Origin of the sequence: Dactylosporangium sp. NPDC005572 (assembly GCF_040605515.1) — a bacterium.
Classification (GTDB): domain Bacteria; phylum Actinomycetota; class Actinomycetes; order Mycobacteriales; family Micromonosporaceae; genus Dactylosporangium.
The window spans coordinates 1-25,506 of record NZ_JBEXCY010000016.1; the positions used below are offsets into that span (position 1 = coordinate 1).

Annotated in this window: 21 protein-coding genes and 2 pseudogenes; 6 read left to right on the forward strand and 17 right to left on the reverse strand. The window is 68.0% G+C overall.

Annotated elements, in window-relative coordinates; genetic code table 11:
• Positions 1-352: 352 nt before the first annotated feature.
• Positions 353-520 (forward strand): annotated as a pseudogene (locus tag ABZS66_RS11330) (transposase); the annotation flags it as partial.
• Positions 521-757: 237 nt separating this feature from the next.
• Here the strand turns inward: ABZS66_RS11330 and ABZS66_RS11335 are convergent.
• A complete protein-coding gene (locus ABZS66_RS11335; RefSeq protein WP_354756992.1) occupies positions 758-1,369 on the reverse strand; it encodes a TetR/AcrR family transcriptional regulator in 612 nt (203 codons plus the stop codon).
• 115 nt (positions 1,370-1,484) lie between these two features.
• Here ABZS66_RS11335 and ABZS66_RS11340 point away from each other — a divergent pair, with 115 nt between their 5' ends.
• Together ABZS66_RS11340 and ABZS66_RS11345 are read left to right on the forward strand one after the other, a co-directional pair.
• The gene (locus ABZS66_RS11340) at positions 1,485-2,294 is read left to right on the forward strand and encodes a class II aldolase/adducin family protein (RefSeq protein WP_354756993.1); all 810 of its coding nucleotides are present in this window, start codon (positions 1,485-1,487) and stop codon (positions 2,292-2,294) included.
• 1 nt (position 2,295) lies between these two features.
• Positions 2,296-4,050: a long-chain fatty acid--CoA ligase gene (locus tag ABZS66_RS11345; RefSeq protein ID WP_354756994.1), complete on the forward strand. Its 1,755-nt coding sequence runs from the start codon at positions 2,296-2,298 to the stop codon at positions 4,048-4,050.
• 230 nt (positions 4,051-4,280) lie between these two features.
• Here the strand turns inward: ABZS66_RS11345 and ABZS66_RS11350 are convergent, their stop codons facing one another.
• The 11 genes from ABZS66_RS11350 to ABZS66_RS11400 form a co-directional block, all read right to left on the reverse strand.
• The gene (locus ABZS66_RS11350) at positions 4,281-5,264 is read right to left on the reverse strand and encodes a TAXI family TRAP transporter solute-binding subunit (protein ID WP_354756995.1); all 984 of its coding nucleotides are present in this window, start codon (positions 5,262-5,264) and stop codon (positions 4,281-4,283) included.
• On the reverse strand, positions 5,261-6,634 hold the full coding sequence (locus tag ABZS66_RS11355) for a HAMP domain-containing sensor histidine kinase (protein WP_354756996.1): 1,374 nt from the start codon (positions 6,632-6,634) through the stop codon (positions 5,261-5,263). Before ABZS66_RS11355 ends, ABZS66_RS11350 begins: the two co-directional genes overlap by 4 nt.
• Positions 6,635-6,658: 24 nt before the next feature.
• Positions 6,659-7,372 (reverse strand): response regulator transcription factor, encoded by a 714-nt coding sequence (locus tag ABZS66_RS11360; RefSeq protein WP_354756997.1) that lies wholly within the window; start codon positions 7,370-7,372, stop codon positions 6,659-6,661.
• A 111-nt stretch (positions 7,373-7,483) separates the two neighbouring features.
• Complete coding sequence (locus ABZS66_RS11365) at positions 7,484-8,386, reverse strand: amino acid ABC transporter permease (protein WP_354757063.1); 903 nt, start codon at positions 8,384-8,386, stop codon at positions 7,484-7,486.
• Between the two features lie 41 nt (positions 8,387-8,427).
• Positions 8,428-9,123, reverse strand: a complete 696-nt coding sequence (locus ABZS66_RS11370; RefSeq protein WP_354756998.1) for an amino acid ABC transporter permease — start codon at positions 9,121-9,123, stop codon at positions 8,428-8,430.
• Positions 9,124-9,162: 39 nt separating this feature from the next.
• Positions 9,163-10,053, reverse strand: coding sequence for a glutamate ABC transporter substrate-binding protein (locus ABZS66_RS11375; RefSeq protein WP_354756999.1), 891 nt, complete (start codon positions 10,051-10,053; stop codon positions 9,163-9,165).
• Between the two features lie 79 nt (positions 10,054-10,132).
• The gene (locus tag ABZS66_RS11380) at positions 10,133-10,873 is read right to left on the reverse strand and encodes an amino acid ABC transporter ATP-binding protein (protein WP_354757000.1); all 741 of its coding nucleotides are present in this window, start codon (positions 10,871-10,873) and stop codon (positions 10,133-10,135) included.
• 234 nt (positions 10,874-11,107) lie between these two features.
• Positions 11,108-12,334: a S8 family serine peptidase gene (locus ABZS66_RS11385; RefSeq protein WP_354757001.1), complete on the reverse strand. Its 1,227-nt coding sequence runs from the start codon at positions 12,332-12,334 to the stop codon at positions 11,108-11,110.
• A gap of 99 nt (positions 12,335-12,433) precedes the next feature.
• A complete protein-coding gene (locus tag ABZS66_RS11390) occupies positions 12,434-13,966 on the reverse strand; it encodes a hypothetical protein (protein WP_354757002.1) in 1,533 nt (510 codons plus the stop codon).
• Positions 13,967-14,013: 47 nt separating this feature from the next.
• Entirely contained in the window at positions 14,014-15,504 is a 1,491-nt protein-coding gene (locus tag ABZS66_RS11395; protein WP_354757003.1) for a S8 family serine peptidase, read from the reverse strand.
• 89 nt (positions 15,505-15,593) lie between these two features.
• Entirely contained in the window at positions 15,594-16,865 is a 1,272-nt protein-coding gene (locus ABZS66_RS11400; protein ID WP_354757004.1) for a hypothetical protein, read from the reverse strand.
• Between the two features lie 176 nt (positions 16,866-17,041).
• On the opposite strand from ABZS66_RS11400, the gene ABZS66_RS11405 reads away from it, so the two are divergent.
• Positions 17,042-18,514: a S8 family serine peptidase gene (locus ABZS66_RS11405; protein WP_354757005.1), complete on the forward strand. Its 1,473-nt coding sequence runs from the start codon at positions 17,042-17,044 to the stop codon at positions 18,512-18,514.
• 81 nt (positions 18,515-18,595) lie between these two features.
• Here the strand turns inward: ABZS66_RS11405 and ABZS66_RS11410 are convergent, their stop codons facing one another.
• Entirely contained in the window at positions 18,596-19,519 is a 924-nt protein-coding gene (locus tag ABZS66_RS11410) for an MsnO8 family LLM class oxidoreductase (RefSeq protein ID WP_354757006.1), read from the reverse strand.
• 28 nt (positions 19,520-19,547) lie between these two features.
• Positions 19,548-20,042, reverse strand: coding sequence for a hypothetical protein (locus ABZS66_RS11415; protein ID WP_354757007.1), 495 nt, complete (start codon positions 20,040-20,042; stop codon positions 19,548-19,550).
• A gap of 144 nt (positions 20,043-20,186) precedes the next feature.
• Between ABZS66_RS11415 and ABZS66_RS11420 the strand changes: the two are divergent.
• Positions 20,187-21,014: pseudogene (locus ABZS66_RS11420) on the forward strand (helix-turn-helix transcriptional regulator); the annotation flags it as partial.
• 45 nt (positions 21,015-21,059) lie between these two features.
• On the opposite strand, the gene ABZS66_RS11425 reads toward ABZS66_RS11420, so the two are convergent.
• A complete protein-coding gene (locus ABZS66_RS11425; protein WP_354757008.1) occupies positions 21,060-22,451 on the reverse strand; it encodes an NAD-dependent malic enzyme in 1,392 nt (463 codons plus the stop codon).
• Positions 22,452-22,687: 236 nt separating this feature from the next.
• Here ABZS66_RS11425 and ABZS66_RS11430 point away from each other — a divergent pair, with 236 nt between their 5' ends.
• Positions 22,688-24,181 carry an aspartate ammonia-lyase gene (locus ABZS66_RS11430; protein WP_354757009.1) on the forward strand — a complete coding sequence of 498 codons (1,494 nt, stop codon included), beginning with the start codon at positions 22,688-22,690 and terminating at the stop codon, positions 24,179-24,181.
• A 44-nt stretch (positions 24,182-24,225) separates the two neighbouring features.
• Here the strand turns inward: ABZS66_RS11430 and ABZS66_RS11435 are convergent, their stop codons facing one another.
• Positions 24,226-25,005 (reverse strand): zf-HC2 domain-containing protein, encoded by a 780-nt coding sequence (locus ABZS66_RS11435; RefSeq protein WP_354757010.1) that lies wholly within the window; start codon positions 25,003-25,005, stop codon positions 24,226-24,228.
• Positions 25,005-25,493, reverse strand: a complete 489-nt coding sequence (locus ABZS66_RS11440) for a sigma-70 family RNA polymerase sigma factor (RefSeq protein ID WP_354757011.1) — start codon at positions 25,491-25,493, stop codon at positions 25,005-25,007. The genes ABZS66_RS11435 and ABZS66_RS11440 overlap by 1 nt, the downstream gene beginning before the upstream one ends.
• Positions 25,494-25,506: the final 13 nt, after the last annotated feature.

Consider the following 25,506-nt stretch of genomic DNA (forward strand, 5'->3'; position numbering starts at 1 on the left):
TTCGGCACCCGGATACACGCCATCAGACCGGCTTTGCCGATATCCAGCGCGGCGATCCGCTCTACCAATTGCACTGTTTCGTCGGTTGCTTCCATCCCGTTGCTCCTCGTCGTGCGGTGCAGACACCATCAGGTGGCTGCCCGCGGGGCCGAGGGACAACAAGAGGCGGACTCGCGTGCTCGAAGCAACAATGCAGGGCCCTGGAACCGGCTCCCAGCGTCAGACTACTTGACGGTCTCATCGAACCAAGCCGCGACGACGTCGGCGGGCAACCACCCCATTTTCCCACCCGCCAGGGCGTCCACAAAGGACAGAGATGACTACTTGACGATTAGCAAGATCGGAGGTCTCGATGCCCGGCATCGGGATCAGGACCGGCGCCCGCATTGCTCGACGTCGGCGACGCCGCCGGGTTGGCCACCACCCTGGACGCCTGGACGCCTACGCCGGCCTGGCCCCGGTCACCCGCCGCTCCGGCGGCAGCATCTGCGGCCGGCACCTACCCAGAGGCCGCAACAAACCCAGGCCCCGCAGCGCCGCCGTCCTGTTGTCACCCGCCACTGCTGTCCCTCGGCCCCGGCAACGGCCTCCTCGTCGCGTTCGGCGGCCCGCCGGGCCGGCGCCTGCACGCATCCGATGCGGTGCAGCACGAGTCCACCCCGGTGCGCTCGGGCTCGCCGATCGCGGTACCCACTGCGGCACTGCCACGTCCCGGCGTGCCGTTCCGACATCGGGTGTCACATCATCGGGTCTCACATCATCGGACAGCGACGCCGGATAGGGCCGACAGCAGCAGATCAAACATCTGACGTTCCAGCTGGCCCGGCGGCAGGGCTACGGGGTCGACGAAGCTCTGCAGCAGCGCTCCCTCACGGATCACTATGATCATGCGTCCGAGTGTCTGCGGCGGGACCTCGACGGCCCGACCCGCGCGTTCCAGCAGCCCGATCACCAGTCGGCCAACCGCGATCTGCAGTTCCCTGTCCCGCCGGGACAACACCTCTGCCGCCGCAGCGTCACGCATGGCGTGCAGGCTGAACTCGGTCGCGACCAGGAAATACGACCGCTCGTCGGGGTGGACGCGGGCGAGCATCTCGGCGATCGTCGGCACCGTCAATGCGCCACTCGCCTGCGCAGCGAGCTCCTCCACGCGCGTGAGTGCCCGCGCGGCGTGGCGGTCGAAGAGCGCGAAGAACAGCTCCTCCCGGGTCGCGAAATTCGAGTAGAACGCGCCACGCGTGTAGCCCGCCCGACGGCAGATCTCCTCGATGCCGGCACCCCGGAACCCGCACTCGGCGAAGACCTCGCCAGCCGCATCGAGGAGCCGCCCCAGGGTCTCCGGGCGCCGCTTCGTTACTCCCTTGGGCATTGGTCTCCCCACCCGTTGACAACACTTGTGACCAAGCTTACGGTACAGCAACGTATCCGATACACATATGTATCGGATGACATCACGGCCCTGTCACGAACGAAGGGACACCCCGATGACCAACTGTCTGCCCGACGCTCTTGCCGCCGCTCTCGGCCCGGGCGCTGAAGCCCTGACCGTGACGTTGCCGCCCGAGTTCGGCTCGCTCGAGGAGGAGCGCCACCACCGCAAGGAGCAGCTCGCCGCCGGCTTCCGCCTGTTCGGCGCACTCGGCTTCGCCGAGGGCGTCGCCGGGCATATCACCGCCCGCGACCCGGAGCACCCGGACCTGTTCTGGGTCAATCCGTTCGGTATGAGCTTCAACCAGATCAAGGCGTCCGACCTCGTGCTCGTCAACGACGAAGGCAGGGTCGTCGAGGGCCGCCGCCCCGTCAACCGCGCCGCGTTCGTCATCCACGCCCAGGTACACGCGGCGCGGCCAGACGTGGTCGCGGCCGCGCACTCCCACTCGGTGCACGGCAAGACCTTCTCCTCCCTCGGTCGGCTATTGGACCCGCTGACCCAGGACGCGTGCGCCTTCTTCGAGGATCACGGCCTCTACACCGACTACCGTGGCGTGGTCAACGAGGTACAGGAGGGCAAGCGGATCGCCGCAGCTCTGGGCGACCACAAGGCGGCCATCCTGCAGAACCACGGCCTGTTGACCATCGGCCACACCGTCGCCGAGGCCGTCTGGTGGTTCGTCACCATGGAGCGCTCGTGCCAGGCCCAACTGCTCGCCATGGCCGCCGGCACCCCGAAGCTCATCGACCGTGACACCGCCCTGCTGGTCCATCGACAAATCGGCGGCCATCTCGCCGGCTGGGTCCAGGCCCAGCCGCTCTTTGACTGGGTCACGGCGCGCCAGCCCGATTTCCGCGACTGACATGCCGCCCCCGGCCGCGCCAGGTTCGGGGTCCGCCACTTCCGCCGCAACACCGTCCCAGCCGAACAACGAGTTTCGTCGCGGCCGTCACAGACAAGACACGACGTTCACCGGCAGCGACAGCTTTTCGCGCCGCCTGACTGTCCATACCCGAGCAAGCTCAAACCGAGACCGCCTCCGGGGCCGCGATGACATTCGGCCTCGGCATCGTCAAATAGATACACCTGGAACGAGGTACTGCATGACGTTCAATCTCGCAACCGTCCTGCGCGAGTCGCGGGAGGCGTTCGCACCTGCGCCGATGTGTCACACAGCGACGGAGACCTTCAGCTACGCCGACATCGATCGCCTGTCCGGCCGCCTGGCCGACGGCCTGCGCCAGCACGGCCTACAGCCCGGCGATAAGGTCGCGCTCCAGCTGCCCAACATGGCGGAGTTCATTGTCGCCTATTTCGGCGCCCTCAAGGCGGGGCTGGTGGTTGTGCCGCTCAATCCGCTGCTGCGCACCGGCGAGCTGGAGTACCACCTGCGTGACTGCAACGCGAAACTTCTGATCACGTCGGCGATATCGCTCGATCAGGCAGCCCCGGCCGCGGCGGCCAGCGCCGTGGACCTCTACCTGGTCGGTATGCCGAACGGCACGCATTCACCCTTCGCCGGCCTCTACGCCGCAGAAGACTCCGGCTACATCGAGGCCACATCGCCGGAGGACACGGCCGTGCTGCTCTACACCAGCGGCACCACCGGTAAGCCCAAGGGAGCGGAGCTCACCCACTTCCAGCTGTACATGAACTGTTCCGTCACCAGCGAGCTGTTCGCCCTCCGGCAGCAGGACACGCTGCTCGCCGTCCTCCCGCTGTTCCACGTCTTCGGACTGTCCACAATCCTCAACGGCGCCGTCCGCCGTGGCGCGAGCCTTGCCCTGCTGCCCAAATTCGACCCAGCCCAGGTGCTGAACACGATCGAGACAAGACGGTGCACCGTGTTCGCCGGCGTACCGACGATGTACGGCGCGTTGCTGCACGTCGACGGGCCTACCCGCGACCTCGGCTCCCTGCGGCTGTGCGTCTCCGGCGCCTCCGCGCTGCCCACCGAGCTGCTGCACGCGTTCGAGGAGAAGTTCCCCGGCGTTGTCATCCTCGAAGGCTACGGCCTGTCCGAGACGGCATCCGCCACCACCTTCAACCGCAGTGCCGAGCAGCGCAAGATCCTGTCGATCGGCACGCCCATCTGGGGCGTCGATGTGCAAGTGATCGGCGACGACGGCGCACAGCTGCCCTCCGGCCCCGACCACGTCGGCGAGATCGTTGTGCGCGGCCACAACGTCATGAAGGGGTACTACCAGCGCCCAGACGAAACCGCGAAGGTTCTCGCCGACGGATGGCTGCGCACCGGAGACCTAGCCTACCGCGACACGGACGGCTACCTGTTCATCGTCGACCGGGCGAAAGACCTGATCATCCGCGGCGGCTACAACGTCTACCCGCGGGAGGTCGAGGAGGTTCTGTACGGCCACCCCGCAGTCGCCGAGACCGCGGTCGTCGGACGGCCGGACGAGCGGCTCGGCGAGGAGGTCATCGCCATCGTCTCCCCCAAACCCGGCGCTACCGTCACACCGGACGAGCTCATCGCGTACTGCCGCGACCGGCTTGCGCCCTACAAGTACCCGCGGGAGATCCGCATCGTGGACACCCTGCCGACCGGCCCCACCGGCAAGATCCTCAAACGCGAGATCCGACAGTCGTTGGTGTCCTGACCAAGCCTCGGCCGCACGTCACCGGCCCCGCCGACGACGTGCGGCCGAGGCGAACTGTCGTCAGGGCCGCCACGTTCGTCGCGCTCCCCAGCCACCGACGCCGCCTGACACAACGGACGCTGCGACATGCCCGCCGCGATCCGTCCGCATCCGGCCGTCGCTGACTTCGCGCTCACGCGAATCCGTCCGAACTGAGCCGTCGGCCCGCAGTGACGACTCGGACGCGTACTTCAGCGCGCCACCTTTGTTGAGCGATAGTACGCACGGGCGCCGTCGTGCAGCGGAATCGCACCCGTAAAGATCGCCGCATGCCGGTCGATCTGTCCGACCGCAGGGATCGAGTCGGCAATCCTTGTGGCGCTTGCGAAAAGGACACCGGTCATCCGCTCGACAACTGGGTCCGGGGTGCCTTCGGCGGTAAGCAACAGGTTGGGGACGACCAGTGTGGTGATCGACCCCGTCATGCCTTGATAGGTCCCAGCCGGAACGGTCCCGGTCTGGTAATAGGAGCCGTAGGTGGAGCGAAGCGTCGCGGCGATGTCGGCGAGGTCGGTCAAGCGGATCGCGGCCTGCCCGGCCAGGTCGAGAACCTCAGGTGTCGCCAGCCCTCCAGACAGGAAGAAGGCGTCGATGCGACGATCGCGCATGGCCGAGACCGCATCGGTAAGGCTCAGGTCAACTCGCTGGAGATCGCCTCTGGGGTCGAGTCCGGCGGCACGCAGGATCCGGTCGGCAACGAACGCGGTGTCAGATCCGGGGCTGCCGACAGAGACCCGCATCCCGCGTAAGTCAGCGACCGTGTGCACCGGCAGTTCAGCCTGGACGATCAGATGGGTGTAGTTGTCGTACAGACGAGCTACCGCCCGCACGGACGTCGCGCCCGTTGGGGGCGTCTGGCTGCTGTACGCCTCGACCGTATCTGCAGTCGCGAACGCGAACGTCACACGTCCCCGGCCCAGCAGCTCCAGATTCTCCACGGCGCCGGCCGTAGCCAGGCCATAGGCTGGGCCGAGCTCACCGCTAACGGCGGCCGCCAGCGCCTGTCCATAGGCGTAATCCACTCCGCCAGGACTGCCGGTGGCAAACACAACCGGCATTTCCCGGCGGTCGTCGGGGCTGAACCATACCCACGGCGAGCTTCCGTACGCGGCTACGCCGATCAGGACCGCGGCCGCCGCGATCAGAACCCATCGGCGGGCCGAGGTACGCGTCACGCGGCACCCTCGACAGGGCGAGGCAATCGCATCGTGACGCGCAGGCCGTGCGGCGTCGCCGCAGCGAAGCGGAGTATCGCGCCGTTCGTGTCCAACAGCGCGCGGGCGATGCTGAGTCCCAGCCCGCTCCCGGCGATGTTCTGGCTGGCGGCGCTACGCCAGAACCGGTCGCCGACGTGGACCAGATCTTCCTCGCTGAGCCCCGGACCGCTGTCGGTCACCTCGATGTCCACGCTCGCGGCCATGGCGGTGACAGTGACAGCGACCCGACCTCCACTAGGGGTGAACTTCACCGCGTTGTCAAGCACAGCGTCCAGCGCGGAGGAGACCAGAATCGGATCGACGAGGGCTGTCACCGAGGCGGACACCGCATCGGCCGGACCATGCAGCTGCACCCCACGTCGATCGGCGAGCAGTTGCCACGCCGCGATCCTGGCGTCCACCAGGTCGCCTACGTCAACGAGCACAGGCCGCGCCGCCACATGGACGACCGTGGCCAGTTCGAGAAGTTCGTCGAGGATTCCGCCGAGCCGCGTCGCCTCCTCCCGGGCAAGGTCGAGTTGCTGGCGCCGCTGCTCGTCGACCCCCGTGCCGAGCGCTTCGAGCCGCAGGACCAATGCCGCCAATGGGTTGCGCAGTTGGTGAGACGCGTCGGCGACGAACGCCTCCTGGCGCTGCATCGCGAGATCGACCGCCTGCGCCATACCGTTGAACGTAGCGGACAGCCGACGCAGTTCGACCGGACCGGTGGCCCCGCCTACTCGGGCCGTAAGGTCACCTGAGCTGATGCGGCGGGCCGCGGCATCGAGCACGTAAACCGGTCGCAGCACCCACGCCGCGAGCCGGATTGAGACCCCGACAAGCAGGACCATCGCCGCCAAGTCGGCGATGACCAGCAACAGCAGGTCGCGTCCGACGCTCACACGCAAACGTGTCGTGGCGGAAACTGTGACGGCCACGGCAACAACATTGTCGCCGCGGATCACCGGCACTGCGACCACAATGAGCCGATCCGACCAGGGCCAGATCGTCAATGGTGCGATGCTCTGGTGTCCTGCCCCCGCCTGGCGGATACGTTCGGCGACGTCGCCCCGGTCGAGGTCCGCAAGACGGCCGGAGATCGCCCATGTCGTGCCACCCCGGCCCACCACGGCGGCGGTGATGCCGTACAGGTCGGCGTAGCGCACCAGATCGTCGCGGAGTGCTTCCTGAGCGACAGACGTGGTCGCCTGCTGAGCAATGGCGGCGAACTGGCTGGTGTCCTGCAGCCGGTCGACAAACATGTCCTGCTGGCGCCCGGCGGCAAGACTGCGACCGAAGGGCACGCTGAGCGCGGCGAGGACGCACCCCATGAGCAGCGCCAGCAGCACAACCAGCCGCCTACGCACGGCAGATCAGGCGACCGCTGTGGAACAGACAGCGAGGGTCAGCCGATAGCCGACCCCACGGACGGTCTCGATCAGGCCGGGCGTGGCGAGTTTCTGCCGCAGCGATGCGACATGCACCTCCAGCGTGCGTCCCGCGCCTCCCCAGGCGGTGCCCCATACCTCACTCATGATCTGCTCCCGGCGGAACACCACACCCGGCCGGCGGGCAAGCAGCGCGAATAGGTCGAACTCCTTGACAGTCAGGTGAATCCTTCGACCATCCACCATGACCATGCGCGATGCGGGGTCTAGGCTCACCGGTCCGAACACCCGCGGCGTGGCAATGACAGCGGGTGGCGGGGTCTCGGCGCTGACGGGTGTCGTCGTGCCAGCGCGCCGGGTGACCGCATGGATCCGGGCCACCAGTTCGGCAACGTAGTACGGCTTGACGACATAGTCGTCGGCGCCGAGATTCAGCCCGTGCACACGTGAACGCCAGTCTGCCCGGGCGGTGACGACGATGATCGGCACACTCGACATCTTCCGGATCTGCATGCACACCTTGAAGCCGTCGCGGTCCGGCAAACCCAGGTCGAGCAGCACAGCGTCAGGGCCGTCGGCGACGAGCTCCAGCGCCTGCTCGCCGGTGCGGGCACAGGCGACCTCCAGGCCGTGCTGGGCCAGGACGGTGCGCAGGGCGGCCATCACTCTGTCGTCGTCCTCAACGACCAACAGCTTCATCGGATTCTCCCTCGACGCGCGGGTGCCGTGCTGCTTGGGCTGAAGGGTAGTCGGATCTGCCGGTGACTTGAACCCTGTAACGGCCGAGGTTTTCTGGTGATCCGCGGCGGCTCAGCTACGCCGGGGCCGAGACACGCGCCGCTGGGTCCAGTCGGCCAGCCGTGACAGGGCATAGTTCATGGCCAGGTAGACAAGTCCCACCAGGAAGTACATCTGAATCGGGTTGGACAGCACCTGGGTCGCGGTCTTGGCCACGTTGAGCAGTTCCTCGTAGCTGATGATGAATCCCAGCGACGTGTCCTTGAGCACGACGATAAGTTGCCCGATCAACGCTGGCAGCATGATGCGGATCGCTTGGGGCAGCAGCACCAGGATCGTGGTCTGCAGCGAGGAGAGCCCGAGGGAGGCCGCAGCCTCGCGCTGACCCTTCGGCAGTCCCTCCATGCCGGAGCGGAGCGTCTCGGCGAGCACCACCATGTTGTAGGCCGTGAGGCCGATGACCAGGTACCACAGCACGTTGTCGAACCGCAGTCCGAACTCGGGCAGCGCGCGGCCTACGAAGAAGATCGTGATGACGACCGGCATGCCACGGAACACGTCGACGCAGACTCTGGTGACCGCGTTGAGCGTCCAGCCGAGACCGCGCAGGATCCAGGCGACCGCGGCTGGCATTCCCGGATACTGTCGCCGGGCCAACTGCTTCAGCTGCACTCGCAGTACCGCAAGCCCGGCGCCGCACAGTGCGGAGGTGGTGATGGACAGCGCCGCCGCCTGCAACGTCGCCCCGATGCCTTGGCCGAATCGACGCCACAAGGCAGAGAACGACGGATTAGACGGATCCACGATCGGCCCCCACAGCTCCATGCTGAACTGGCCCTGGTCCCGCAATGGGCGGATCACCAGCCACCACGCGGCGGCGAGGACCGCGACAGTAGCGACGGCACTGGTCAGCCGCACGGTCCTTCTGGCGCGTGGCCCGGGCGCGTCGTAGAAGACGCCGGCCCCGGTGGGCAGCTGACGCGACTCGCTACGCGCGCCCGTCGCGACGGTCATGGTCACCGCCTCCGTTCGACGGTGTCCAGCACGACACCGAGAGGAATGGTCATGATGAGATATCCGATCGAGATGCCGATGAAGACCGGGATCAGCGGCAGGCCCTCCTGCGAGGTGAGCACCTCGGCGGTGGACGACAGGTCACCGACCACGCCGAAGAAGCCTGCCAGTGCCGAATTCTTGATCATCGCCACGATCACGCTGCCGAGCGGGACGATCGCCGCCTTCCACGCCTGGGGCAGCACGACATAGCGCAAGTTCTGACCAAAGCCGAGGCCGAGCGCGCGGGCGGCCTCAGACTGCCCGGCCGCGACGGCGTTCGCACCGCTGCGCAACGCCTCGCAGACGAACGCCCCGGTGTAGAGGCTCAGCCCGAGAACGGCGAACCGGAAGTACGGCAAGTCAATGCCGAGCCGGGGAAAGATGATGTCGAGGCCTGGGATCGCCAGGAACCGGGCATCCGAGCCGAGGGCGGGCAACCCGAAGGCGGTGAAGAACAGCACCACGGTCAGCGGAACGTTCCGGAAGACCGTCACGTATCCGGCGCCCAGCGCCCGCAGCGGCGGCACGGGCGAGATGCGCATCACCGCCGCGAGCGTCCCGACGAGCAGCGCCCCGGACGCCGCCAGGATGCAGAGTTGGAGGGTGAGCAGGAAGCCGTTGGCGAATAGGTCGAACCTGTCGACGAGCACGTTCATGGGAGCTCCTTGGACCTCACCCCTCCGACTCTGGCGAATTCAGTAGCGGTTGACCGCGGGAGCTTCTGGAATGTCCGCGTCGTACTTGCCGGCGGTGGCGGTCCATGCCTTGGCATACCGGCCGTCCTTGGCAACCTTCTCCAGGACATCGTTGATGAAGGCCCGGAACTTCTCGTCGCCCTTCTTCACACCGATCCCGTACGGCTCGGTGGTGAACTTGGCGCCGACGATCTTGAAGTCGTCGGGGTGCTGGGCAACAAAGCCAGTGAGGATGACGTTGTCGGTGGTGACGGCGTCCACCTGGCCGGCCTTGAGGGCATCGGCGCACTTGGTGTAGACGTCGAAGAGGACAAGCTGGGTCGCCTGATCCTTCAGATACGTGGTGATGTTCTTCGCCGGCGTGGATCCGGTCGACGAGCAGACCTTCTTCGCGCCGGCGCGGAACGTCTCCGGCCCGATAATCGAGTTGTCGGACTTGCGAGTCATGATCTGCTGGCCGGCAACGTAGTACGGCCCGGCGAAGTCGACGCGCTTGAGGCGCTCGGAGTTGATGGTGTAGGTGGCGACAACGATGTCGACCTTGTCCGTCTCGAGGTGCTCCTCACGAACCTTCGACGCGGACTCGACCCACTCGATGCCGCTCGACGGGATGCCCAGCTCGGTGGCGATGATCTTGCCGATCTCCACATCAAAGCCGGTCGGCTTGCCGTCGAGGCCCTTGAGCCCGAACCCCGGCTGGTCGAACTTGGTACCGATCCTGATCTTTCCCGCGCGGTGGAGCCGATCCATTGTGGTACCGGCCTCGAACGTGACATCCGCAACCGGTCCGGTCTTGTCACCGGCCCCGGGGTCGCTCGTTCCGCAGGCGGTCGCCGCGGCCAGGGTCACCACCCCTGCCACCACGATCGACACGATACGAACTCGTCGCATGAACTACTCCTCAGTCTTTGCCGCCGGTCACGCCGAGGCGCCGACGGTGTGATGGGAATCGTTGGCGGGTAAGCACACGTCAGTGCGTGAGAACCTTTGAGAGGAAGTCGCGGGCCCGCTCGCTACGCGGCGCGGAGAAGAAGTCCGCCGGAGGCGCCTCTTCAACCAGTTGACCATCGGCCATGAACACCACCCGGTCGGCCGCATGACGCGCAAAGCCCATCTCGTGGGTGACAACGATCATGGTCATGCCGTCGGCCGCCAGGCTGGTCATCACATCGAGTACCTCACCGACCATCTCCGGGTCCAACGCGCTGGTCGGCTCGTCGAAGAGCATCGCCTTCGGCTGCATCGCCAGAGCACGCGCGATGGCGGCCCGTTGCTGCTGGCCACCGGAGAGTTGGGCCGGGTGCTTGTCGGCCTGGTTGGCGATACCGACGCGGTCCAGCAACGCGAGAGCGCGCTGCCGGGCGTCGCTCCGCTTCTCCCGACGAACCTTGATCGGGCCGAGGGCCACGTTGTCCAGCACCGTCATGTGCGCGAACAGGTTGAAGGACTGGAAGACCATGCCGACCTGACTGCGCAGCCGCGCCAATGCGCGGCCCTCCGCCGGCAGCGGCTGCCCGTCGAACCGGATCTCGCCGGAGTCAATCGTCTCCAAACGGTTGATCGACCGGCAGAGTGTGGACTTGCCAGAGCCGGACGGACCGATGACCACCACAACCTCCCCACGATCCACCGTCAGATTCACGGCCCGCAGGACGTGCAGGTGGCCGAAGTGCTTGTGCACCGCCTCAAGCTCAATGAGTGGCTGTGTCATGACTTCTCCCGGTCTGGCTGTGACGTGCCGTACACCGAGTTAACGATGTTTCCGGGAATTGAACGGAGGACCTGAGCTTGACCTGAGCATCACAATGTGACACCCGACATGCCGCGGCGCTGACCTACGCAGATGGCACAAGACACGGGGAACCGCAGCCGCGACGTCCGCCTTCGACAGGTCGGCGTGCAAGCGATACTTCGGATCACACTGCAGGTGACAACGGTCCGTTGGTCACCGCACCGGCCAGCGACGCCGCCGCACCCCACCGATCGCACGGGCCACCAGCAACGCGAGGACGGTGGCGGCCGCGATAGCGGCGGCGATCCACCCCGATCGGGCCACAGCCGGATCCGCCGGGGCCGCCACCGGCATATCCACTGCGGACGGCTGGCCGGAGAACCGGCGGGCCTGGGCCGGGTCGACCGCGGCGACGGCCGCATACGCGTCGACGGTTCCGGCACCGAGGGTCGGTACGAGCGCTGGAGGACGCTCGGCGGTCAACTCAAGCCGCTGGCGCACCTCGGCCTGCGTCAGCTGCGGCCGGTACGAGCGCACCAGCGCCGCGACCCCGGCCACGTAGGCTGCTGCGACCGCAGTGCCACCGACCCTGTAGTGGCCCGGCCCTGATGGGCCGACCGTCACCGCATCCGCCCCAGGCGCGACGAGGTCGACTCCGGCAGCGGAAGCAGCGGCGACGATCGGCATCCCGTCGGCGTCCACCCCATTGACGGCAACAACCGACGGGTACGCCGCCGGATACCACACAGCGGGCGCGCCACCCGAGCCAGCCTCGGACCGGTCGTTGACCGCGGCGACCACCACAACGTCGCGGCCGATCGCCTCGTCGACCGCGGCCCGCAGGTCGGCGTCATCGGCGGCGATTCCGGTGCCGAGCAGGATCACGCGAGCTCCCATAGCGGTAGCGGCACGCAACCCGCTGGCAAGCGCCGCGGCCGGTACCCGCCCCTGCCGGTCGACGATGCGGATGGGTAGAACGGTCACCGACGGCGCCACACCGACCACGCCGGTGCCGCTCACCGGGCGCGCCGCCACGACACCGGCCAGTGCGGAGCCGCGGCCTGGGCAGTCGCTGTCCGCCGTACCGCCGGAGACGACGTCGCGTCCGGGCAGCACCGCCCCCGCCAGCGCCGGCGCCGCCGCACTGACCCCGGTGTCGAGCACTGCCACCGTCACGCCTGATCCCTTGGTCAACAGCCAGACCTGTTCCGGCGCCAGCCGGGCCACCGCCCACGGGACGCTGGCAAGGCGCACCGGTGAGGGGCCGGTGCACCGGCCCGAAACAGCCGGCAGCGCGGGCGGCTCGCTATCGGCGTGCGCAGCGCCGAACGGCCCGGTGAGCACCGTCGACGCGGCGCAGATCGCAACCACAGCTGCCCGGGCCGCCGCTTGGCGCCTCCGGTTCCAGCCGACCTTGCCTGCTAGGCCGACGTCATCCACGCGGCCGCCGTGACCAACCGTCATGACGGGCTCCTCTCTGCGGCCGACGGAGGTCGGCGGGATTGGGCGCCCTCGACACTCCCGCGCTGCTTTCCACGGTCAGTTGGTGCCGGTGTGCCAGAGGCCCTGGCCGTTGAAGGTGATCGTGACATTCCCATCGCTCTGGAGTACCAGGACGGCGCCGTCGTGGCCGGCGGTGCCACTGCGCCACGCGACCCCGTTGCCGCCGTCATAGACGACGAGGTCGCCATCGGCCTGGAACACCGTCCGCACACCTCGACCCGCGGTCCCAGAGGACCACCGGATTCGGCCGTACTCGTCAATGACGACCAGGTTTCCGTCGCCCTGCATCAGCAGCATGATCCGGTTCGTCTTGATGGCCTCACCTGGCAGCAGGACACGGGTGGCGTAGACCACCACGGTCGTCCATCCCCCCACCGGTGGAGTGACCGGACCAGCAGTCGTCGATTGAGGCGGTTTGGGCGTCGAGGTCGTGGCAGGACGGCGACTGACGGGCGGTGCCTTGCTGGCCAGCCGGGTGTCCCGGGTGTAGTACTCGGCGTACCCGAGGACCGTGTCGGTGAACTGCCGGAACGCGGGGTCCGCCACTGCGCCGGCTGGCTGCCCGGCCACGGCCGATCCCCGTTGGAACGCTCCCAGCGCAAGCGAGTACGGATCCTGGCCGACGCTGCCCACCTGCGCGACGAGGTCGCACATGGCCGAACCCAGCGCTGGAATCGCCACGGTCGGATCCCACGGCGACGCGGCCGGTGACGGGGCGTACCGTCGCCACAGCTCCGGCTGGAACTGGGCGATGCCTTGAGCGCCCGTGGGGCTGAGGAGCTTGGGGTTGAATCCCGAGGCTGCCATCAGCTGCGCGGCCACCCGGGCCGGCGTGATCGTCGGGCACATCCGTCCCGCGGCAATGACGGCCGTTAGGTACGCCTCCGGCAGCGGCTTCGCAGCCACGCTCGAGGCGGCCACACCGCCGGCCGATGGTGGCGACAGCGGCTCCGGACCGGCACTGACCGTGGTGAACGGATTGTGCTGCTCGTACCAGGCCGTGTACGCCGCGACGAGTTCCACGTACTCGACAGCCTCGTCGGGCACGCCGCCAGCCCGGGTCACAGCAGAGACGTCCATGCGGTGGGCCGCCAGAGCGTTACGCCATATGTCACCGGTGACCTCAGCGGCGCGTAGCTGACCAACGAGATCGCACATATGGTGGGCTAGGGCGACGATGTTCGCCGCCGGATCCAGCCGCATGGCTTGGGGCCACGGCGCCCACTGATCCCACTGTTCCGCTGTCAAGCCCGCGACGCCCGCACCACCCGACGTAGCACCGACATTGGTGTCGAAGCCGGTATCGGCCATCAACTGCCCCGCCAGGCGAACCGGGCTCAGGGTCGGGCAGGAGTGCGCGGCTGCGTCGATAACGCTCACCTGGTCGACCGGTACCGGCAGCCCGACCGGCGGGCGTTCCCGACCGCCGGTCAGACCGGCAACCACGGCAACTACCGCGAGGAGCACGACCGCCCCCGCTGCTGCGACCGCCCGGCGCATCTGCGCGCTGAGCAGCCGGTACCGCCGCCACACCGCGACGGCGGCTCCCGCCGCCTTGCTCCACCTCATGGCGACCGAACTCCCTCCACTGCAAGACATGCCCGGTGACGGCGAACTCAGGGTTGCGGTTCTTGAGTCACCGCATGTCGTGCGCTGGTCGGTGGACGGCGCCTACCCATGCCGCGGCGAAGATAGCGTGCTCGGCGGCGATGCTGGCCCTCCCCGATAGCGGTCCGGGACCGCGTTGCGGAACGTTCGTTGGCGCGGCGGATCAGCCAGACGACGTAGGCGGCAACGGCGGCCAGCAGCATCGTCGGCAGCACCACCGCAAGAACTTGGCGCAGCGTGCCCGAGCTGCGGCTGGGGGCGGAGCGCTCAAGTTCGCGGAGCTCCTCAGGCAGGACCGTGGTGACCGCCGCCGCAGGGACCACCACGCCCCAGCCGGTACGCACGTCCGGCACAGTGATCCCGGCCCGCTCGGCGGTCAACCGCATCCGGTGCGCGACCTGTGCAGCGTTGAGCTCCGGATGGGCAGACCGGACGAGCGCCGCGGCCCCGGCCACGAAGGCGACGGCGTACTGGGTACCGCTGCTGGCCCGGATCCGGTTTGTACCGGCGGCGATCGTGGCTACGTCGATCCCAGGCGCGACAAGGTCCACCGTCCCGGGCACGTAGCTCCCGGCAGGTTGCCCGTCCGGACCCACGCCACCGACCTTCAGCAGCGCCGTCTCCGCCGGCCTTGGCCCGGCGCTGCCGTCGGACGACGATCCGGTGGGTGCCCCGGCCACGACGACCACATCGCGGAACGCCGCAGCCTTGACGGCCGCGGCAACCTCAGGTGCCCGCAGGTCGACATAACTGCCAAGCGCGATGACCTTGGCGCCTGCGGACACAGCCACCTCAATTCCCGTGGCAGCGGTCGCGGGCCGGGCGTGGGGTTCGTCGGCAACGACGCGGACCGGGAACACGGTCGCCGAGGGCGCCATCCCGGCGACCCCGTCGCCGGTGTCCCGGGCCGCGACGATGCCGGCCATCGCGGTGCCCGATCCCAGACAATCGGTGTTGCCGCGGCTGCTGCCCTCGGTGATGTCCACTCCGGCGGACACGCGTCCGGCGAGAGGTGGGGTGTCACCGTCCACCCCGGAGTCGATGATGGCGACCATGACGCCGCGTCCGTCAGCGTGGTCCCACACGGCTTCCGGCGCCATCCGAAGATGCGCCCAGCCCGACTCGACGTCCTTCGTGGTCGTCGCGGCACACCGACCGGAGTTCCCAGCTGGACCGCCGGTCGCCCCGCCGGCACCGGCCGGGCTCGGTGTGCCCGCCGCCACCGGAGGGTCTGCCATCGAGAGCAGTCCGTACCGGACGCCTTCGCCGGTCGCGTCCCACGGCAGCACGATCAACCAGCCGGGGCGCAGCACATCCGGTTCGGCGAGCTGCCCGCCGTCGGGCTGCCGTCGTCCGGCGTTGAGGTTGAAGACCTCGTCAGCCCGGTCGGCGCTGTGCAGGAACCGAACAGAGATCTCTTCGAGGTTCTCCGGTGCACCACGATATGACGATGTCACGATGTAGTACTTGACGTAGCCCTCGCCGGTCGGCGCGGCCAAAGCCGGGCTGGTCAACACTAGCTGCGCCACGGCTGCCGCGAGGGCCAGTGCCCACCACGACCACCAGACCAGCGCCCGGCACTGGACCGTCACTGGCGCCCTCCTTCCGTCGATGGGGAGTCGACGATGATCGACCAGGAAGCGCGAAGCACGTCGCCAATCAGCAGTGGCACCATACTCCCACCGCTCCGCGCCACCATCTGTCGAGCAGCCCTCAGCGCCGTGCCGCGCAGGCCGCCGCTGATCACCACCGTCGGCTGTGTCGGCTCCGTCGCGTCCACGGACGGGAACCTATCGATCCGGTGCCAGCCGAGCGGGAGGTTGCCGCTGATCACGTCGCCAACAACGATCACCGCGCGGCCCACGCCGTGCAGTTGTTCCGCGATGCTAAGCGCCTGCCGCCGACAGGCGTCAAGTGGCCCGGAAATGGTCAACACATCTGGCGTCCGGGCAAGGTCCGCCCACAGCCTCCGACCGGCAATGCCGAGGACCACTGGCATCGTTGCACCGGCCAGCCGATGGCCCTCGTCCAACCAGGCATACGCTGGCGTTCCTCGGTCTCCGCGGGCGCCGCGCAGGTGTATCACGATGCGGTCGATCCCGTCGTCGAGTTCGGCGCGCAGTTCGTCGGCGGCGCCGACCTGAACCGCCTCCGGCCATCGCGGCTCGAGCTCATCCCGCGCTGGCAGCGGCTCGGGTAGCGACGCCCGGACCAACGGCGGCGCGACAGGGGTCGCCTCGACGACGTCCTGCGCAGCGTCGTCTGCGATGAGCGGTCGCCGCCGGCAGCGGAGCACGTTCGGGGCCATCGCCAGCAACAACACGACCAGGGCGGCGGCATTCAGCCAACGCAGCGGCCCGCCGCCGGTGATCTCTGCTGGCGGTGACGTCGGTTCAGCAGGCGAGGTTGTCGGGGGCAGCGGAGAGAATCTGACTTCGGGTCCGTGAGCGTCGGGCGGCAACATCAGGATCCAGCCTGGCTCTACCCTCAGCGGGTCGGTCATCCATCTGCCGTCGGATTGAGGCCGGCCCCGGTTCAGCTCGAAGATCTCAGGGTAGCGGTTGCCGTCACCCAGGGTCTTGACTGCGATCAAATACAGGAACTCCGGCTGCCCAGCAACCGGAGTGCCAACCACGTAGTACGGGTTGCCTGCTGGGCTCTTGCTCGCCGGGCCAGGAGCCGGGCCAGGAGCCGCCACGCTGGAAGGCGCTGGGCTGGGGTTCGACCCGGCGGGGCTCGGCGCGGCGGCGGCAGCAGACAGCAGGGCCATGCCGGTCAGGAGCACGACGAGGATCCCGGCCGCCGTGACGCTCGCGGCGTAGGTCCCAGCTCGCACGATCCGGTGGACGTCGCCTGTCATCTCGGACCTCTTCGCTCGTCACACCCCGCTGGCGGGGACTCCGCGGCTACTACGTACGGCGCGGCCATCGGTTCACGGCCGAGCCGCCGATCTTCGCACTCGTGGGCAGTCCGGTATTCTCGGCCACCTGCAACGAAGGTCACGACAGGTCGTGGGGGTGCATGTTGCTCACTTCAGTGCGGTATCTGGCGGCAGCCCTCGTCATCCCCCTCATGTGGCTCACAGTTGTAGGCACTGCACGCGCCGACGTCCCCGCTGGCCTCGCCCGGCAGGTGATACCGCAGAATCCGTCACCGCGGGAACCTGTCGAGGGCTTCGTCAAGTACTACGTCGTACGGGACGTCGGCGGCGGCCGGGCGGAGTCGTTGTGGGACATCGCCGAGCGACTCCTGGGCGCTGGTGAACGGCAGCTGTCGATCATCGAACTCAACCAGGGACGACCGCAACCAGATGGAAGCGCAATGACGGACCCCACCGAGATCCACCCGGGCTGGATTCTCGTACTGCCGTGGGATGCCTACGGCGACGGCGTTCGGTACGGTCCGCTGCCTGTGCTGTCCCCGGCCCAGGCCAGCAGCACGCTGGCGCCAACGGCCCCGCCCAGCCTGGCACCGCCCGCTACCAAGGCAAACTGCGGCTCCACCCCGTCCGCCCCGTCCGCCGCCGGCATCTCGTGGGCCCAACTGCGCGTCGCCCCGAACGCCGCGTGGGGCCGCACCAAAGGTCACGGCGTGACGGTCGCGGTCATCGACTCCGGTGTGGACGCCACGGTGCCCGCTTTGACCGGAAGAGTCCGTCCCGGCGCCGACGCCACGTCGGCCGCCGGTCGCGGCGATACCGACTGTTTGGGGCGTGGCACAGCATTGGCCGCGATCCTCGCCGCGCAGCCCGGCGACGGCGGAGGATTCGCAGGCGTCGCCCCTGAGGCCACCGTATTGCCGATCCGGATAACGCTCACCGCGGGAACAGCAAAGGGCGACGAGGTGGTGCGGGCGGTCCAACTGGCGGTGACCAACGGAGCCCGCGTCATCATGATCCCAGCGGCGGCGGAGTTGTCTGCGCAACAGGCGGACGCCGTGTTCCACACCGCCTCGACGTACGACGCCGTCGTGGTGCTGGCGGCCCCGTCGAGCGGTCCCATACTCACCGGTGGGCCACGCGACGGTGTGCTCCGGGTGGGCGCCAGCGGCGCGGACGATGAGCCCGCCTACCCATATCCTGCCGGGGCGGTGGACGTACTGGCTCCGGGCGTGCGGGTGGCCAGCATCGGCCTCGGCGGTGCCGGACAGATCGAGGGCAGCGGCACCGCCTTCGCTGTACCGTTCGTTGCAGGGCTGGTCGCGCTGGTCCGCTCCGCACAACCGCAACTGCCGGCGGCAGCAGTCGCAGAGAAAATCACCGACACCGCCGACCTGGACGGCGCCGACCGGCCGGCGCCGCGGTACGGCTGGGGGGTCATCGACGCGGGCGCGGCTGTGGACCACGCCCCGGTCGACCAGGACGAGCCGTGGGGCATGGCCACGGCGCCAGCACAGCCGCACCGGCTCGTCGGCCTGGTCATTGCCTTGACCGGGGTTCTCGGCCTGATCGTGCTCGGCGCACACTTCTGGCGTACCCGGCGGCGGCATGCGCCGGTTCCCCGCGAGTAGCTGGTGCGACTGCACCGTCATGGGATGTCGCGACGACAGGCACAAACCAGTTCCTTCGGGCGTAGGCATGCGGCTGGTCCGTCACCGAGAGGCGAACGCCTCGGCCAGCAGCCGATAGGCGAGGATCCGGTCGTCCGGGTTGTGCGCGAGGGTGTTGACGACGATCTCGTCCACCTCGTGCAGCTTGGCCAGTGCGGTGAGCTGGTCGTAGGCTTCGACTGGGTCGCCGACCACGATGGCGGCCTGATTGGCGGCCGCATGGATTCGCTCGGCGGGCGTCCACCGGTGTCGTGCCGCGTCGGTCGGGGACGGCAGCGGCTCATCGGCACCGAGATCCTTGCGGCTGCGCCACAACAGGTAACTCCGTGCCTGGGCCTGCGCCGCCGACGTCGTCTCGGCGACGAAGACACGCACCGCCAGCGCCGCCCGGCCGTGGTTACCCTGCCGATGGAATTCGGACAGTGCAGGAGCGGTTTGTGCCGGGTTCAAGAAGTGGCCGAAGCAGAAACGCAGACTGCGGTCCGCGGCCAGCTTTCCTGATCGGGTGCCCGAGCCCAGCAGCCAGACCTCGGGATCGCTCCCAGCGGGTCGCTCCGCACGGAGCGCCTCCAGCGCCCCTGACAGAATGTCCAGTTGGTCGGGGAACGTGTTGGCTGGTCCGCCGGCGCGGCCGATACCAAGGTCTACCCTGCCGGGATGGAGATCGGCCAGCACATGGAACACCTCGGCGACCTTACGAGCGTCGTATCGGGGTAGCAGCACTCCGCCGGTACCGATCCGCATGTGCTGGGTCTGCTCCAGCAGCACGGCGGTGAGTATCTCCGGCGCAAGGCCGGCGAAGCTCGCAGAGCCGTGGTGTTCAGCCACCCAGAATCGGGTGTAGCCGAGCGTGTCGATCGCCCTGGCGAACCGCACGGTGTCACGCAGCGCAACGGCCGCACTGCCGCCGGCCGGAACAGGAGACTGGTCGAGCACGGACAGTGCGAGCGTCATGTCGATCTCCATCGGTGCAGCGTGGACGGGTGCGTGCCGGTCAACGAACGGTCGCCGGAACGATCCGGTAGTCGCGCTGGAAGACCAGGTTGTGAATGTCGGCAGCGACAATGCTGCGCAAGGTCGGGAGCTCCGCGGCGGCATCCGTTTCGCTGAAGACATTGAGCGGCCACTCGCCCACGGTCACACCGCGCAGGTGAGGGTGGTGAAAGGTCCAGCCGTAATGCGCGAGGAGCGTCAGGGGCGGCAGGTCGGCGTTGCGCTGTTCGGGCCAACTGAGCATCCACCGCGCTGTGAGGCCACCCACACCGCGCCGCACGCCGGTCGCACTGTGATCACCGGTGAGTGCCAGCAGGTACGCGTCGCTTTCCTCAAGCACCAATCGGGCATATTGATCGAGGAAGTTCACTGCAGCAGCGAACAGCTCTTCCTTCTCCCGGCGGCTGCGGGCGTCACCGTGGGTGCCGTCGCGGAGATCGGCGAAGTGGCGCAACAGCGCACCGAAGGGCGCTGGCGGTTGGTCGGTTCCGATCATGGCATCGCTCCGGTCTCGTGTCGGCTCTCCTGCGACCCTGCCCCGCCCTGCCGCCACCTGCCAGACCACCGCGCTGACTACGCTTCCGCAGACTGGTCATGCCAGGGACAGGCAACTGCCCGCCGCGCCGGGGACAATGGGCGCATGCGAGGTGGTCATGACGGCCGGGGCGAGCTGGCAAACTTTCTGCGCACGAGGCGGGCCCGGGTCCGACCCGAGGATGTGGGAGTCGAATCGTTCGGCAGGCGCCGGGTTCCTGGACTACGTCGCGAGGAGCTGGCTCACCTCGCCGGCGTGAGCCCCGCCTACTACACGCGCCTCGAGCAGGGGCAGAGCACGAACGCGTCGGAGTCCGTGATCGAGGCACTGGCCCGTGCGCTGGCACTGACCGACGACGAGCGCTCATATCTGCACGAGCTGGCCCGGCCGCACCCAGTCAGGCCACGCCAGCAGCGTCGCACGACCGTCGCTAGCCCCGGCAGTCAGCAGCTGATCGCGGCGATGACCGACGTGCCGGCGCTGGTTCTGAGCCGGCACAACGACATCCTGGCATGGAACGAACTCGCGTATTTCCTGCTCGCCGCCCACTATGACCGAGAGGCCCCGCTGCGCCCCACGAGCCGGCCCAATCTCACCCGGATGCTCTTCCTCGACCCACACATGCGTGACTTCTATCGCAAATGGGATGAAGAGGCTCGCCTGGCGGTCGCGTCGCTGCGGATGGTTGCCGGTCGTTTCGCCGACGATCCAGCGTTGGCCGCCTTGATCGGCGAATTGACGGTCAAGAGCGCCGACTTCGCCTCGTTGTGGGCCAGGCATCCCGTGCAGGTGTGCACAAGCGGCACCAAACATCTGCACCATCCCGAGGTCGGTGACGTCAATCTCGACTACCAGGCGCTGCATCTTCCGGATGGCAGCGGTCACCGCATCATGACGTACACCGCCACCCCTGGCTCACCATCAGCCCTGGCGTTGCAGCTGCTGCGCGCGACGCCCCGCCCGGGACTGCGGCCGCCGTCAGGCCGAAGCTGCCAACCGCACCGCATCGGCGACTGCTGGGGCGACCCGGGCGTCGAAGACGCTGGGCACGATGACACTCGCGTTGAGCTTCTCCTCCCCGACCGCATCGGCGATGGCTCGGGCTGCAGCTAGGGCCATGTCCATGGTGAACTCACGCGCGCCGGCGTCGAGCATGCCGCGGAAGACCCCGGGAAAGGCGAGCACGTTGTTGATCTGGTTGGGCTGGTCTGAGCGGCCTGTCGCGACGACCGCGGCGTACTTGCGGGCCTCGCGGGGGTCGACCTCGGGGTCCGGGTTGGCGAGCGCGAAGACGATCGGGTTCTTGGCCATACCGGCGATGTCGGCACCGGCGAGCATGTTCGGGGCGCTTACGCCGATGAAGGCGTCCGCACCGCGCAGTGCGCCGGGCAGGTCACCGGCGTAGTTGCCGGTGTTGGTGTGTTCCACCAACCACTGCCACGCCGGGTTCAGCCCGGTCAGGCCACGGTGCAGGGTGCCGGGACGGTCGTAGGCGATGATGTCCCCCACGCCCTGTGCCAGCAGCAGCTTCATGATCGCGGTACCGGCCGCGCCGGCGCCCGAGACGACCACCCGCACGTCGGCGAGCTGCTTACCAACGACCCGCAGCGCATTGGTCAGCGCGGCCAATACGCAGATGGCGGTGCCGTGCTGGTCATCGTGGAACACCGGGATGTCCAACAGGCCGCGGAGCCGCTCCTCGATCTCGAAGCAGCGCGGCGCCGAGATGTCCTCGAGATTAATTCCCCCATATGCGGGGGCTATCGCCTGTACTGTCGCGACGATCCTGTCGCTGTCCTGGGTGTCCAGCACGACGGGCCACGCATCGACCCCGCCGAAGCGCTTGAACAAGGCAGCCTTGCCCTCCATGACGGGCAGCGCGGCGGCTGGGCCGATATTGCCCAAACCCAGCACGGCGCTGCCGTCGGAGACCACGGCGACCGTATTGCGCTTGATCGTGAGCCGGCGGGCATCCTCGGGATTCTCAGCGATCGCGAGACACACACGCGCAACGCCCGGGGTATACGCCCGGGACAGATCATCGCGCGTCCGCAGTGCCGTCTTCGGGGTCACCTCGATCTTGCCGCCGAGGTGGAGCAGGAAGGTCCGGTCGCTGACCTTGCGCACCTCGACGCCTGGCAATTCCTCCAGCGCCACCACCACCTGCGCGGCATGGGCGGAGTCCGCGGTGTCACAGGTGAGATCGGCGACGATGCGGACATGGTCTGAGTCGACCACGTCGACTGCCGTGACAACGCCACCGGCCTCCCCCACAGCTGTCGTCAGCCGGCCAATTGCCGACGGGTCGGCAACCATACTCACCCGCACCGTGATCGAAAATCCCGCGCTGGGCAACCGATCCATCGCCATCTCCCACCTGCCGCCGCCAAGCCCAATTCACCGAGGGCACCAGCCGGTAGCCCATCCCGTCGGCACGGGAGGGGCTACCGCAGGGTGGAAGAGTACGTCCTCGTCTGGCGCCAAAGCGGCGTCCGGAGCCCGTTCAGAGAACGGCAACCTCTGGAAACGCTCAAGTTGCCAGACCAGCCGCCCCGATCCGTGTTGACTCAGCCACAATCAGTTACAGCACGACCGGAGAGGCGCCAATGAAGACGCTCACCGCCGACGATCTCGAGGCTGCATCCGCCCACCTGCTGGTCAGATCGGAGCACGACCTACTGGGCGAGCGCGACGTACCGGCCGAGGTCTACTACGGAGTCCACACCGCACGCGCGGTGGACAACTTCCCGATCAGCGGCATGCCCATCGCGACCCATCGCGATCTCATCGTGGCTCTGGCGTGCTGCAAGCAGGCGGCCGCGCTGGCCAACCGAGACCTGGACCTGCTCGCCGCAGACAAGACCGACGCGATCCTTGCAGCCTGCGAGGACATCCGCGCAGGCATGCTGCACGATCAGTTCATCGTCGACGTGGTTCAGGGTGGCGCCGGAACATCGACGAATATGAACGCCAATGAGGTCATCGCGAATCGGGCGCTGGAACACCTGGGCCACGACAAGGGACGCTATGACGTGCTGCACCCGCTCGAAGACGTGAACCGGAGCCAGAGCACCAACGATGTGTACCCCACGGCGGTCAAGATCGCTCTTCATCTATCCGCGGACCGGTTGCGCGCGGCGATGATCGGACTCCAGGCGGCGTTCAAAGCCAAAGCCGTCGAGTTCGCCGACGTGGTCAAGATGGGGCGTACCCAACTGCAGGACGCCGTTCCGATGACGCTCGGACAGGAGTTCGGCGCCTTCGCCGTCATGGTCGGCGAGGACATCGATCGGCTGTCCGAGGCAACCACGTTGATCACCGAGATCAATCTTGGCGGCACGGCCATCGGCACCGGCGTCAACGCCCATCCGCAGTACGCCGAGGTGGTGTGCCGGCATCTGGCGTCTATCACCGGCATCCCCCTGAAGACCGCGGCGGACCTCGTGGAGGCCAACCAGGACGCCGGCGTCTTTGTCCAGCTCTCGGGCGTCTTAAAGCGTATCGCTGTGAAGCTGTCCAAGATCTGCAACGACCTGCGCCTGTTGTCCTCGGGACCCCAAGCAGGCCTCGGCGAGATCCGGCTACCAGCAGTGCAAGCGGGTTCGAGCATCATGCCGGGCAAGGTGAATCCGGTCATCCCGGAGGTGGTCAACCAGATCGCCTTCGCCGTGGTCGGCAACGACATGACCGTCACCATGGCCGCCGAGGGCGGACAACTGCAGCTCAATGCCTTTGAACCGATCATCGCGCACAGCCTGTTCACCAGCATCTCCTACCTGCGTGCCGGATGCCAGGTGCTGGCGGAACGCTGTGTGCCCGGCATCACCGCCGAACGTGACCACCTGCGGCAGACCGTCGCGCGGTCCATCGGCATGTTGACCGTGCTCAGCCCGTACATCGGCTACGCGCAGGCGACGAGCCTGGCACAGGAGGCGCTGGCCAGCGGAAAAGGCGTCTACGAACTGGTGCTCGCCCAAGACCTGCTGACCCGCGCCGAGCTCGATGCCCTTCTCGGCGACCCCGAGCAGTTGACCCGACCACGCCGCCCCATCGCCGTCGCCGCCGACTCCGGCCAGCGGGATACCTTCGTAGATCGGTAGCACGGCGCGCGGGAAGACTACCGCGCGGTCAGGCCAGGAAAGGCTCAGCGGGCGATACGCGCGGAAACGACGACGGATCCGTCAGGCGCGGTGACGGTGAAGAAGGCGAGGGTGTCGATGGCGACTGGGATTTCGCCGGTGATCTCCTGCACCTCCTGTCTACCCTGCCACGCGGCGACCTGGTGGGTCGCCTCGTCGATGGTTACCGCGTGCAGTCGGTACTGGACGCCAGCTTCGAGACCGGCGACGGAGGCGACGACGGTGGATCTGCCGTCATTTCCGGCAACCGAAACCTGCAGGCGCGCGGAGCCGGCAGCACCCTGGGCGGTCACCGATACGCCGACCAAATGGGTCGGCGTTCGGTCCGTATCCGACGGCAAGTACATGACAAGGCCCACCACGACCAGAATGACCGCGGCGACCACCCCTACGGCCGACCACGCCCGCCGTAGGACGGAACGGCGGGCGCCCGGCCGGCGAGACACGGCGGGCGCGGACGGTGCTGACGGCGGTCGGGTGGCCGGCCGGCCAGGGCTCGCCTTTCCGGCATCGTTCGGCCTTGCGGGCGCGGACCGCTGCTCCAGCACGGGTACGAGCAGCGATGCGGCACCAGGCTGCACGCCGTACAGCGCCTCGACCTGTTCGTCGCTGAACTCGGACATCGCCGTGGCAATCGGCCCCAACCGGTCACACTCGTCCTGACACTCGGCACACTCGGCGAGATGCCATTCAAAAGCCGCCTCTGCGTCCTCGTCGAGGGCGCCAAGCAGATACAGAGCGCATGACTGCAGCGCCTCGGCGTGACCACTGTCGAGGTCGTTCATCAGCTCACATCCATTGGCCCGACAATGGCGCGCAACGACCGCAGCCCGTTGTGCGCCCGAGACTTGACCGTACCTTCCGGAATACCGAGCCGCCGCGCGAGTTCGCTGGTCGAGAGTCCGCGGAAGTACAGGTCGACAAGGACCGTCCGCTGCTCCGGCTTGAGCTTGGGCAGCGCCTCGTGCACGATGTGCGCCGCTACTACTCGCTCCACTCCGTCGGTCTCGGCAGGCAGGCGACCAATGTCGATCGTCCCAACCTCGGCCGGGCGTGCCTTGCGCGCGCGGGCAGCGTCGATCGCGATCCGTCGGGCCACGGTAAACAACCATCGACGCTGGTCCTCGGGATCCCCCGGAAGGTTCTCGATGCTGCGCCACGCCCGCATCATCGTCTCCTGCAGGAGATCCTCGGCCAGATGGCGGGCACCCAGCGTCAAGCGCATCAGGAAACGCAGCAGCGGATCGGCGTGCGCCGCGTACAACGCCCCCATCCGTGCATCGGCA

Coding starts and splice junctions, on each gene's coding strand:
- ABZS66_RS11335 (WP_354756992.1), bottom strand. CDS start 1,369: ATGCCCAAGGGAGTAACGAAGCGGCGCCCGGAGACCCTGGGGCGGCTC.
- ABZS66_RS11340 (WP_354756993.1), top strand. CDS start 1,485: ATGACCAACTGTCTGCCCGACGCTCTTGCCGCCGCTCTCGGCCCGGGC.
- ABZS66_RS11345 (WP_354756994.1), top strand. CDS start 2,296: ATGCCGCCCCCGGCCGCGCCAGGTTCGGGGTCCGCCACTTCCGCCGCA.
- ABZS66_RS11360 (WP_354756997.1), bottom strand. CDS start 7,372: ATGAAGCTGTTGGTCGTTGAGGACGACGACAGAGTGATGGCCGCCCTG.
- ABZS66_RS11370 (WP_354756998.1), bottom strand. CDS start 9,123: ATGAACGTGCTCGTCGACAGGTTCGACCTATTCGCCAACGGCTTCCTG.
- ABZS66_RS11375 (WP_354756999.1), bottom strand. CDS start 10,053: ATGCGACGAGTTCGTATCGTGTCGATCGTGGTGGCAGGGGTGGTGACC.
- ABZS66_RS11380 (WP_354757000.1), bottom strand. CDS start 10,873: ATGACACAGCCACTCATTGAGCTTGAGGCGGTGCACAAGCACTTCGGC.
- ABZS66_RS11390 (WP_354757002.1), bottom strand. CDS start 13,966: ATGAGGTGGAGCAAGGCGGCGGGAGCCGCCGTCGCGGTGTGGCGGCGG.
- ABZS66_RS11400 (WP_354757004.1), bottom strand. CDS start 16,865: ATGACAGGCGACGTCCACCGGATCGTGCGAGCTGGGACCTACGCCGCG.
- ABZS66_RS11410 (WP_354757006.1), bottom strand. CDS start 19,519: ATGGAGATCGACATGACGCTCGCACTGTCCGTGCTCGACCAGTCTCCT.
- ABZS66_RS11415 (WP_354757007.1), bottom strand. CDS start 20,042: ATGATCGGAACCGACCAACCGCCAGCGCCCTTCGGTGCGCTGTTGCGC.
- ABZS66_RS11425 (WP_354757008.1), bottom strand. CDS start 22,451: ATGGCGATGGATCGGTTGCCCAGCGCGGGATTTTCGATCACGGTGCGG.
- ABZS66_RS11430 (WP_354757009.1), top strand. CDS start 22,688: ATGAAGACGCTCACCGCCGACGATCTCGAGGCTGCATCCGCCCACCTG.
- ABZS66_RS11435 (WP_354757010.1), bottom strand. CDS start 25,005: ATGAACGACCTCGACAGTGGTCACGCCGAGGCGCTGCAGTCATGCGCT.
- ABZS66_RS11440 (WP_354757011.1), bottom strand. CDS start 25,493: ATGGGGGCGTTGTACGCGGCGCACGCCGATCCGCTGCTGCGTTTCCTG.